At 56.8% G+C, this 10402-nt stretch carries 9 protein-coding genes; 5 read left to right on the top strand and 4 right to left on the bottom strand.

What is annotated here, in order from left to right:
* The first annotated feature begins 146 nt into the window (after positions 1–146).
* Complete coding sequence (locus tag GOX66_RS14020) at positions 147–1187, top strand: YeiH family protein (RefSeq protein WP_170763353.1); 1041 nt, start codon at positions 147–149, stop codon at positions 1185–1187.
* A 130-nt stretch (positions 1188–1317) separates the two neighbouring features.
* Positions 1318–1689 (top strand): cupin domain-containing protein, encoded by a 372-nt coding sequence (locus tag GOX66_RS14015; protein WP_170763352.1) that lies wholly within the window; start codon positions 1318–1320, stop codon positions 1687–1689.
* A gap of 122 nt (positions 1690–1811) precedes the next feature.
* On the opposite strand, the gene GOX66_RS14010 is transcribed toward GOX66_RS14015, so the two are convergent.
* Genes GOX66_RS14010 through ubiT form a run of 4 tightly spaced genes read right to left on the bottom strand, consistent with a single transcriptional unit; the run spans position 1812 to position 5455 of the window.
* Positions 1812–3020, bottom strand: a complete 1209-nt coding sequence (locus tag GOX66_RS14010) for an NnrS family protein (RefSeq protein WP_237212612.1) — start codon at positions 3018–3020, stop codon at positions 1812–1814.
* A gap of 14 nt (positions 3021–3034) precedes the next feature.
* Positions 3035–3928 carry a ubiquinone anaerobic biosynthesis protein UbiV gene (gene ubiV, locus GOX66_RS14005; RefSeq protein ID WP_170763350.1) on the bottom strand — a complete coding sequence of 298 codons (894 nt, stop codon included), beginning with the start codon at positions 3926–3928 and terminating at the stop codon, positions 3035–3037.
* Positions 3929–3932: 4 nt separating this feature from the next.
* Positions 3933–4910 carry a ubiquinone anaerobic biosynthesis protein UbiU gene (gene ubiU, locus GOX66_RS14000; RefSeq protein ID WP_170763361.1) on the bottom strand — a complete coding sequence of 326 codons (978 nt, stop codon included), beginning with the start codon at positions 4908–4910 and terminating at the stop codon, positions 3933–3935.
* Positions 4910–5455 (bottom strand): ubiquinone anaerobic biosynthesis accessory factor UbiT, encoded by a 546-nt coding sequence (ubiT, locus tag GOX66_RS13995; protein ID WP_174822739.1) that lies wholly within the window; start codon positions 5453–5455, stop codon positions 4910–4912. The genes ubiU and ubiT overlap by 1 nt, the downstream gene beginning before the upstream one ends.
* Before the next feature lie 136 nt (positions 5456–5591).
* Between ubiT and GOX66_RS13990 the strand changes: the two genes are divergently transcribed.
* From GOX66_RS13990 to GOX66_RS13980, 3 genes are all read left to right on the top strand, one after another.
* The gene (locus GOX66_RS13990; RefSeq protein WP_170763360.1) at positions 5592–7100 is read left to right on the top strand and encodes a UbiD family decarboxylase; all 1509 of its coding nucleotides are present in this window, start codon (positions 5592–5594) and stop codon (positions 7098–7100) included.
* The gene (locus tag GOX66_RS13985) at positions 7097–7720 is read left to right on the top strand and encodes a UbiX family flavin prenyltransferase (protein WP_170763349.1); all 624 of its coding nucleotides are present in this window, start codon (positions 7097–7099) and stop codon (positions 7718–7720) included. Before GOX66_RS13990 ends, GOX66_RS13985 begins: the two co-directional genes overlap by 4 nt.
* 274 nt (positions 7721–7994) lie before the next feature.
* Positions 7995–10019, top strand: coding sequence for a DEAD/DEAH box helicase (locus GOX66_RS13980; RefSeq protein ID WP_170763348.1), 2025 nt, complete (start codon positions 7995–7997; stop codon positions 10017–10019).
* Positions 10020–10402 lie beyond the last annotated feature (383 nt).

Below are 10402 nucleotides of genomic sequence, written 5' to 3'. Positions count from 1 at the left end.
ACCCGTCGCCGTCGCAGGCATCTCAGACGCAGACATGACACCCCAAAAAGAGGCGGTATAAACAAGCAATTGCCCAAGCCTCTGTCAGGCTTGGGCCCTTTTCGGGTGTTCCACAGGAAAACCCAGAATTCAGCAAAGGAAAAACGATGCAGACGTTAGGTGCATCTCAATCGCCCGTAACCTGGGCTCGCTCATTTGTGCGGAAAAACGGCCACGGGTTTCTTGTATCCGTGGTTGTCGCCGTTGCCGCACAGTTCTTATCGGAACATTATGGCGCGCCTGCGATGTTGATGGCGCTGCTACTTGGCATTGCCTTTCATTTTCTCGCAGAAGACGACGCGGGCGATTGCAAGGCTGGCATCGATTTCACCGCACGCACTGTACTGAGATTTGGCGTAGCGCTTTTGGGTGCCCGCATCTCGGTCGAACTGATGGTTGGGTTGGGTCCGCAATTGATCGCGGTTGTCATCGCTGGTGTGATACTGACGATCCTTTTTGGATTGCTCGGTGCTCGATTGCTTGGGCGTGGCTGGCGGTTTGGGGTTCTTACCGGTGGTTCGGTCGCAATTTGCGGCGCGTCAGCCGCGATGGCACTGTCCGCCATTCTGCCAAAGAACGAGCATTCCGAACGCAACCTGATCTTCACCGTTCTCTCAGTGACGGTGCTTTCTACGGTTGCGATGATTGCCTACCCGATCCTGACCGAAACTTTTGCGTTTGATGACGAGATTTCGGGCGTATTCCTGGGCGGCACGATCCATGACGTGGCGCAGGTCGTCGGAGCGGGCTTTTCGGTGTCGGACGAAACCGGCGAAGTGGCAACAATGGTCAAGTTGATCCGGGTGGCAATGCTTGCACCGGTGGTGCTGGTAATATCTGCCCTCGTGCGTCGCCATGCCGAGTTCGGGGACGAAGAAGGCAAGCGGCCGCCGATCCTGCCGATGTTTGTCGTGGGTTTTCTGATCTTCGCGACGCTGAATTCGCTTGGCTTGATCCCCGCATTGGTCTCAGAAGCCATGGCCGGCCTGAGCCGCTGGGCCCTGCTCGTATCTATTGCCGCGGTTGGGATGAAGACGTCGCTCAAGCGAATTCTGGACGTTGGTGGACAAGCCATCGCTCTGATCGTGGCCGAGACGCTTTTCATCGCCCTGTTCGTTTTGGCAGGTGTCTATCTGCTGCACTACTGAAGCAAGTGACAGATAACCCGTAAGAAGCGAGCTGAGGATAGTCGGCATTGCCGATGAAGCGGCCTTTCAGGTCATCGACCTGAATGGCCGCAACTGAAACAAACACTCAAACGAATCTGGAGATGTGAAAATGACTGCACATGTCATCAACATGTTCGAAGATCCCGCAACACGCAGCGAACGCCGTCTTGCAGATCTGCCGGACCGCGTTGTCGAAGGCGACCCGTATCACAAGATTGGAGTGCATTTCGCCAGCCCGGATGGAAAGCTTTCGGCTGGCACCTGGACTTCGACACCGGGTAAGTGGCATGCGTTCGCGGATAAAGACGAATATTGCTTCATCGTTGAAGGACATTGCGCCTTAATTCATGAGGACGGAACCCGGCAGGATTTTCGCACCGGAGCAAGTTTCATTATTCCAAATGGCTTTCGCGGGTATTGGGAAGTGCTGGAAACGACGACAAAGCACTTTGTTATCCGAGACCATGACCCGAAAGGTTGATCAGGCTGAGGCACTTAGCACCTTGTGGAAGTTCAATCGGCATTGACGCGGAAAGCCTGGTTGGCCCGGGTCGGAATTGCTTGTGGCGGGCCCGTCATTCCAAGTTCAGCTGGAATATGGAGTCAGGTATTTGCTCCGTGCCTTCGGCCACTGAGCACCGGGCGTCGCAATGGGCTGGTCAGAGCAGGCAAGTACCCGACAGCGAATGCGATCCAGCCTGAGCACCAAAGCACCGATGCCAATGTAACCAGCGGCGCACCGGGAAAGGCCGGTGCTGCCAAGCGAACCCATGTTGCGAACCAGACCAAAGAAAACCCAATTGTGAATCCTGAATTTGCTTGCATGTCGCCGTCTGGAGTATGTGCTGCAGCGCGCCCTGATATCGCCATTACCAGCCCGGACATTCCTCCGATCGTTATCGCATGCCATGCGCCGGTTGTTGGGTAGATTGCGGGGAAGAGGCCCGCGATTCCGACCGCCGTCGAACCAACGGGTAGCCATAGAAAGGCAAGATGCTGCGCTGCAAGAAGTGGGTTGGACAGTGCAGACAGGCTTTGCCAGCGACGCATGATCCAAAAAAGCACTACTGCCGCCGCAATCATCGTAAGATGGGCCAAGTCATTTTGACCAGAGAGGCTAAGAATAACCGCAATGGCCAATAAGGCTTGCACTATTGCCCGATTTTTTTCGGAACCTGTACACGCCGGATTTCCGCGGTCGTTTTGCGCATGCCAGTTGTTGGTGAAGGCCGGGATCGCCCGCATTCCGACGCTGGCCATCAATAGTACAAGCCCAATCAACAGCGAATGACCCAGTTCGATACTGAACCATGGCGATCCGGTTAATGTCGTCCGCAGAAACAGAGCTTCTCCGAAGCCGAGACCGATTGGAGCGAGCAAAAACCAAAGCTTGTTAAAAACGCCTTTTGACAGCAGTTGGTGTCCGACGATCCCCGCCAGCAGCAAAAAATAACCGGTATTGAGGAAAAGGAGTGCCGCATTCGGGACGTGAGAGGCAAGACCCATGGCAAGACGCGCGGATACCCAAAAAGTCAGCAGCACTTTCAGAATGGCACCCCGTACCGGAGGCTTTCCTGTCCATGCCGGAAGCGCCGTCAGCAGGTACCCTCCGATAGCTGCCGAACTAAAACCGAAAATTAGCTCATGAATATGCCAAACGACTACCGGCTCAAACTTCGGATAAGGAAGCCCAATTCGGACCCCCAGCGGCCACCATGCTATTGACAGCAACGCGCAACAAATGGCTGCCGAAAACAGCGGGCGGTGTGGGGCCTCCCAGAAATTGAGGAAGAACTCGCTTCTGCCCACCATGGTCGTCACGGACTTCAGGCGCCGGACCAGTCTGCCCCGCATGCCCCCAACAAAAACCCATCACTCAGGCGAATACCAGGGTTGGTGGACAGGACGTCTTTTGACAATTCTCCCCGGTTCAGATTGCGGTCAAGCCGCTGCCGATACATTGAGCACAATTGCATGAAGCCCTGAGATTGCGGCGACAGACGCAGGGCCGAGACACCCACAGAACGCAACAATTCGATCTGATGATCGGTGCAGGCGTAGCTATCTGAAAGGGTCTGCACCCCGTTCATCGCCATGAAGGGCCTGCCGTCCTCGGTGCGCACGTCCAACCCATCAGGATCGTCCTCGCAGGCGAACTGGCAATTGTCTTTGGTGCGGCCATGCAGGCGCGCGTGATAACACCGCCCCGAGATCGCCAGCGGCAGGCGTCCATGCCCCCAAACTTCTATCGCCACCCCCAGATCTGCGGCTGCTTTCACCAGGGATTCAACCGATTTGATAGGCAATTCCGGCGGCAGGCAAACTCGCCGCGCGCCACGCGAGGCCAGCCATCTCAGCGTGCCTTCGTTGTAGACGTTCACCAGCGGTCCAACCGAAAAGCCGGTGCCTTCGGGCAGATGCGCCAGCGCTGTCAAATCGTTGATCTCAATTGCGATGCCCATTTCGGCCAATTCTGACGTCAACTTGCGTTCACGCTTTAGCGTCACGAGGGCTAAACTGGTCAAAGCAACGTCTATTCCGGCCTCAACCAGTTTGGAAATCGCTTCAGGAATTCGTTCCTGATAGAATGGCAAACGTTTTGAGCAAACCAGCTCTCCGATCACGACACGGTCCACCGGCGAGCCGGCAAGATCGTTGTAAAACCCGCTCCAGGTATCGGCTGGCCAGAAGAACTGGTTGGGACCGACTGTCAATTCCATCGCGCTATCTCCAAGTCTTTTTGTAAGCGCCGGTCGTCATGGCCTGTCCCTCAGACAAACGCGCCAGCATGCCTTCGGGCATTGGTTGACCCGCCTCCAACGCATCCACGGCAGTGCGGAAATTGCGTACAACCTGCGCGACATAAGACTTCGACCGTTGTCGACCTTCGATTTTCAATGCTGTGACGCCAGCCTTTTGCAGCTGAGGAATCAGCTTTTCCGCATTCAGGCTGACGGGGTCCTCGAAAAGGTGGCCGGTCTTGTCACCAGCTGAGAAACACCCCTTGCATAGTGTCGGGTAGGGCGCAGGCTGACCTTTTTCGACGCGGTGAATGAGATACCCGCCCAGTCGGGCATCCAGCACGCCCTGTTGTTCGTTGTACTCGACGTGGCTTGCCGGTGAGCAGACGCCGTTCATATTGGGTGACAATCCTGTGGCGTAGGATGACAACGAGCAACGCCCCTCCGCCATCACGCAAAGCCCGCCAAAGACAAACACTTCGGTCTCGACCTTGGTTTCGCAATTGATCGCGGCAATCTCGGGCACTGACAGGACGCGGGGCAGAACGACGCGTTTTACGCCAAAGGTATCCGCGTAAAAATTGATGACATCGGCGTTTGCTGCTGCGGCCTGCACTGAAAGATGCCTACGCAATCCGGGATGGTTTCGGGCCGCATAATCCAGCAGGCCGAGGTCAGCCAGAATAACCGCGTCCGCGCCGCTGGCTTCGGCAGCACTAACCGCGCGGTGCCAGATTGCTTCATCGCCAGCGCGGGGAAAGGTGTTGATGGCAACCAGCACCTTGGAGCCATGCGCATGCGCAAAATCCACCCCGGCGCGCATTTCCGCCCGGTCGAAGTTCAGGCCCGGAAAGTTGCGCGCATTGGTTTCGTCGTTGAAACCACAGTAGACAGTGTGGGCCCCTGCCTTCACCGCCGCGCGAAGTGCGGCTGGGGTGCCCGCCGGGCAAACAATTTCCATCACCATAGCGCGGCGTCCTCTGGCCTGGTCAGGCAGAGCCCCGTCTGGCGCTCTGCTAGAGCTATTAACTGTTGTATCGGGCGTGCAAACGGTCCCGAAAGCGATGCCGCCTCCAGGGCCAGATTCAGTTCCGCATCGTCAACTGCATTGCGTAAAGCCAGAGCCGCACTCGTATCGCCTTCGACCACGAGATCGCGTGAGAAAAACAGGGCATCGCCATCGAATGCGCCGTGGACCAGCCCAAGCAGCGCGGCCAGTGGACCGGAAATCCGCGTTGAGCCTTTTGCCTGCCGTCGTCGGGTGAGCTTCACTTTTGGCAGGCCTCCATTTGGGTTGAGGCACAGCACTATCGGCAGATCAGTCGGGTCGAGAACAAAGTCGGTGGTGTCAAATTCGCCGAGGCGGTTGATCAAGCCGGGATTGTTCCTTGCGATCTTGCGGGAAAACACAGTCAGTGAAAGTGACAGCGGCGCGAGTGGTATAACCCGCAGCGCCGCCGCCAACGGGGCGGGGCAAAGCGGTATCTGGTTTTGAGGATAGGGCAAACAGACCTCCTGCAGCCTCAGCAATAATGTGCACGCTGCTTTCCTAGGCTGCGGACGGGTGTGGTGAATTGACTGTTGTCAAGTGCGCCTCCCGGATGCGCTGATAGGGGAAAGGAATGTTCACCGGAGCAATCCCATTCGCACCCTGCCGCCACATCCCAGCCTTCGTCATTTCCTGAACTGGTGTCAGGAGACCGGTCAGTTCAAAACCGTGCCAGATCCGGTTTCAGTGCGCCATCAGATGACCGCAGTGCACCGGGCTGTATTGGAGGCGCAAGGGCCTGTTCTGCAATTCGACCAACCGGTGATCGGACAGGGCAGGCGGTCGGACATCCCGGTCGTCGTGAACCTCTTCGGTACCACCGAACGCGTCGCCGCCGGGCTTGGAGTTTCGACAGACGGGCTGAGTGAACTTGGCGTGTTTCTGGCCGCTCTCCGATCGCCGAACCCGCCCGACGGGTTGCGCGATGCGTTGTCGAGATGGCCAATGCTGAAAGCTGCGCTTGCGACCCGGCCAAAGGTTGTCAAATCGGCACCGGTTCAATCCGTGGTCCACACAGGGGATGATGTCGAATTAGCTGCACTGCCTGTTCAGACACACTGGCCGGGTGACGCCGGTCCACTCATCACGTGGCCCGTCGTCGTGACGCGACCCTTTGCCGGCGAGCCCGACGCAGTCAACAGCTACAATGCCGGTGTTTATCGGGTCCAGGTGCTGGATCAAGACCGTCTGATCATGCGCTGGTTGCCGCATCGCGGCGGGGCCGCACATCATCGGAGCTGGGCTCGGCGTAACGAGAAAATGCCCGTGGCGATTGTGCTTGGCGCAAACCCCGCGACACTTCTGTCGGCCGCGCTGCCCTTGCCGGAAACCGTTTCCGAACTGACCTTTGCCGGTGCTTTGAACGGCACGCGGCCTAAGTTGGTGCCTGCCAAAACTGTGCCACTGCTGGTTCCTGCAGATGCCGAAATTGTGTTGGAAGGATGGGTGTCCCCAAAAGAAACTGCGCCCGAAGGTCCGTTCGGAGATCACACCGGCTATTACAACCCGGCTGAGCCGTTTCCCGTTATGCATGTCAGCGCCGTAACCCATCGAGAAGCACCTTTGTACCTGTCCACCTACACGGGCCGCCCACCGGATGAACCGACGATCATCGGAGAGGTGTTCAACCGGCTCGCGTTGCCGACGATACAGGCACAGATCCCTGAAATACACGATCTCTGGCTGCCGCCCGCTGCCTGTTCCTATCGCATAGCGGTCATCAGCATCGACAAGCGCTATCCCGGGCAGGCGCGTCGCGTGATGATGGCGCTTTGGGGAATGTTGCCGCAGTTCAGTTACACCAAAATGATCGTGGCCGTGGATTCAGACATAGATCCAAGAAACTGGGATGACATCGCCTGGGCGCTGGCCACGCGCATGGACCCTACCCGCGACGTGATGATGCTGGAGAATACACCGATGGATTATCTCGACTTTGCCTCACCTCAGCCGGGGTTGGCGGGCAAAATGGGCATTGACGCCACCACAAAGATCGGCAGCGAAACAAGTCGGGACTGGGGTGAGGTTATGTATACGTCTGACGTGGACCGCGACTTTGCGACTGACCTTCTGGATCGGCTTTTTCCGGAATTGAGCCGATGACCGAAGCGCGCGTCATTTTAGGAGTGTCCGGGGCGTCAGGCGCGGCACTGAGCCTTGCGATCGCCCGCAACCTGTCCGTGCAGGGTATCGAGGTTGATCTTGTCGTCAGCCCGGCGGCCAACCTGACTTTGGCGCAGGAATGTGGCGAGGGTGCATTGGAGGAACTGCGCCATCTGGTAACCCGTCACCACGCGACGACTGATGTAGGTGCCAGCATTGCGTCAGGCTCGGTTCCGGTTGCGGGTATGATCGTGGCTCCTTGTTCAATGCGGACCCTTGCTGCCATCTCGCTGGGTCTCGATGACAATTTGCTGACAAGGGCAGCGAGTGTCCAACTCAAAGAGCGCAGGCCTTTGGTTCTCTTGACCCGAGAAGCACCGCTGACACTAGCCCATCTGCGGAACATGACATCCGCGACCGAAATGGGGGCGGTGATAATGCCTCCGGTGCCCGCCTTTTACCTCGGTCCGCGCGATCAGAATGACATTATTGAGCAGATAGCGGCCCGAGCGATTGATTGTCTGGGAGTTTGTAAGCCGATCGCAAAACAATGGCACCCTATAGAAAATGAGAGCCATGAAATCGCAGTCACTATGGTACCGAGCAAAGGCGATTGGTAAGAAAAATTGGGCAATCAGTATGACCTTGTACTCAGGAACCAATTTTCGTTTCAGGAAAAGGCCCCGCGCTCGGGTTGTGAACTGTGGCAAGGTCAAGCCTTAGGTCATTATACGCCGACCTAGGCAGAACAAGTCAGTTTTAGCGACGATAATGTCAGCCTCGGCTATACAATGCGGATGACTCCCTATAAGAGGCAGCCCTTACCCTTGGATGATGCGCTGATTGCAATACCGCACGGTTCACATCACCCGGCCGATACAAAGAACCACCACCGTGAAACAAACCATTGCAGATGCGCTTGCCCGCAAGGGCTATGACACTTTGACACAAGTCCAACTGGCCGTGACTCAGCCCGAACTGGAAGGGCGTGATATGCTGGTATCCGCGCAAACCGGATCGGGAAAAACCATCGGGTTTGGACTGGCAATTGCGCCCACTCTGCTAGGCGAAGAGGAAACGCTCGGAACGCCGGACGCCCCGCTGGCATTGGTTGTTGCACCGACCCGGGAACTGGCGCTGCAGGTGAAGCGTGAGTTGAACTGGTTGTATTCTGATGCGGGTGCGTATCTGGCCTCCTGTGTTGGAGGCATGGATATGCGCGATGAACGCCGGGCACTTGCTCGGGGCGCACATATCGTTGTCGCCACTCCGGGGCGGCTGCGAGACCATATAATGCGTGGTTCGATTGATCTGACAGCAATCCGTGCTGTGGTTCTGGACGAAGCCGACGAAATGCTTGACCTTGGGTTCCGCGAGGATCTGGAATTTATCCTGGATGAAACGCCAACAGAACGTCAGACATTGCTGTTTTCCGCCACTGTGCCGCGTGCGATTGCCAATCTGGCGACACGGTATCAGCGCGATGCGGAACGTGTGAGTACTGTCAGCGAACAAACCCAACACGCCGATATTGATTATCGTGCCATGATGGTTGCCCCGCGCGACGGAGAAAACGCAATTATCAATGTGCTGCGCTATTACGAGGCGCCCAACGCGATCGTCTTCTGCAATACGCGCGCAATGGTGTCGCGCCTGACCACGCGCCTGTCGAACCGCGGGTTCTCGGTTGTAGCTCTGTCGGGCGAGTTGACGCAAAGCGAACGGTCCAATGCCTTACAATCCATGCGCGATGGGCGGGCTCGTGTGTGCGTTGCAACTGATGTAGCCGCCCGTGGGATCGACCTGCCGAACCTGGATCTGGTGGTGCATGCCGAACTGCCAAACAGCCATGAAACCCTGTTGCACCGCTCTGGCCGCACAGGCCGTGCGGGGCGCAAAGGCGTCAGTGCATTGGTTGTAGAGCCGTCATCGCGGAAAAAAGCGGAACGCATTCTGAAATTCGCCAAGCTGACTGCAGATTGGGGGGCTGCTCCGTCAGCAGAAGAGGTGAATGAACGCGATCAGACGCGGATGTTCGCATCGGATGACTGGCAGTCAGAGATCACAGAAAGTGAGCGTACGGCGGTTAAGCAACTGATCGAAGAATTTAGCCCCGAACAGATCGCGGCGGCTTACCTGCGCCAATACAAGTTACGCCATTCCGCCCCCGAGGAACTGGCAGCGGTCGATCAGCGGAGCCCAAAACCGCGTGCCGCATTTGGTCCCAGTGTCTGGTTTTCGCTATCCGAAGGGCGCAACCAGAATGCGTCTCCGCGTCATTTGCTGCCAATGGTGTGTAAGGCAGGCGATCTTACCAAAGACGACATCGGCGCCATTCGGATTGCCGATGACGTGTCTTATATCGAAATCCGTGAAGCCAGTGTTGAAGGTTTTTTGGCAGCTATTGGATCGGATTTGAAAATCGAAGGTTCCAAAGACCTTGTCCGATTGGATAAAGCGCCCGATTTGCCGGCATTTGGCCGAACCAAGCCTAGTCGCGCGTCCAAAGGGAAAGAACGGCCGTTCAAGGGTCATTCTACGCCGGTGGATAGGAGCGACGCGCCAGCACTCAGTCGCCGCAAGTCCAAGCCCGAGGGCCGCAAGCCATCCAATCTGACGGAAAAACAGCTTAAGAAGGCCCGGGCAGATGCTCCGGCGCTCGCGCCAGAACACCGTCAAGCCCCCACGGCTCCTAAAGGCAAGACTGAGGGGAAATTCAAATCAACGGACGCAAAGCCGAAAAATCGCAAATCACGCGGCAGCGCAGGCAAAGACGGTGGTTCTAAGCCCATCGGTGATGCCACTAAAGGTCCACCACCACCCAAGGGCAAACCAAGTAGCAAGAAAAACCGCGCTCGCGCAGCGGCTGCAAAATCTGCAAAAGGTGGAAATGCCGTACCAAAAAGACGGAAGGCTTAGCCCGGGGTTGCCGCGCGACTGGATGCATCGTGGCCCGCAATGATCAATTGGATAAACTGTGAACGCGATCCAAAAAGTTGGACATACGTATTACGATCAGCGGGCCAAATTCTACAAGCGCGAAGTTGCTAGTATCCAGCAGGTGAAATTCGATGTCATTCAGGTCGCGCCTGTAGGGATACGCGATTTCTATAGGGAAAATCTGATTGCTCCTGTCCCACGTTAGGAACGCTGGTGGTTGATGTTCATGGAACAACGCCTGGCAATTGAGATATTGCGACACATTGGTCCCCAAGTCGGGGAACAATTCCAGCTGAACTTTCCGGTTGCCGTCGCGGTTTAACAGATATGGGGCATGCCAGAAGTTGTAGCGGCTGATGCTT

It is taken from the genome of Ruegeria lacuscaerulensis, assembly GCF_013031245.1.
Classification (GTDB): Bacteria; Pseudomonadota; Alphaproteobacteria; order Rhodobacterales; family Rhodobacteraceae; genus Ruegeria; species Ruegeria lacuscaerulensis_C.
This window is presented reverse-complemented; position numbering and strand designations above follow the sequence as displayed.

What these genes read in the sequence shown, in the direction of transcription:
- GOX66_RS14020 (WP_170763353.1), top strand. Translation starts at nt 147, where the DNA reads ATGCAGACGTTAGGTGCATCTCAATCGCCCGTAACCTGGGCTCGCTCA.
- GOX66_RS14015 (WP_170763352.1), top strand. Translation starts at nt 1,318, where the DNA reads ATGACTGCACATGTCATCAACATGTTCGAAGATCCCGCAACACGCAGC.
- GOX66_RS14010 (WP_237212612.1), bottom strand. Translation starts at nt 3,020, where the DNA reads ATGGTGGGCAGAAGCGAGTTCTTCCTCAATTTCTGGGAGGCCCCACAC.
- ubiV (WP_170763350.1), bottom strand. Translation starts at nt 3,928, where the DNA reads ATGGAATTGACAGTCGGTCCCAACCAGTTCTTCTGGCCAGCCGATACC.
- ubiU (WP_170763361.1), bottom strand. Translation starts at nt 4,910, where the DNA reads ATGGAAATTGTTTGCCCGGCGGGCACCCCAGCCGCACTTCGCGCGGCG.
- GOX66_RS13985 (WP_170763349.1), top strand. Translation starts at nt 7,097, where the DNA reads ATGACCGAAGCGCGCGTCATTTTAGGAGTGTCCGGGGCGTCAGGCGCG.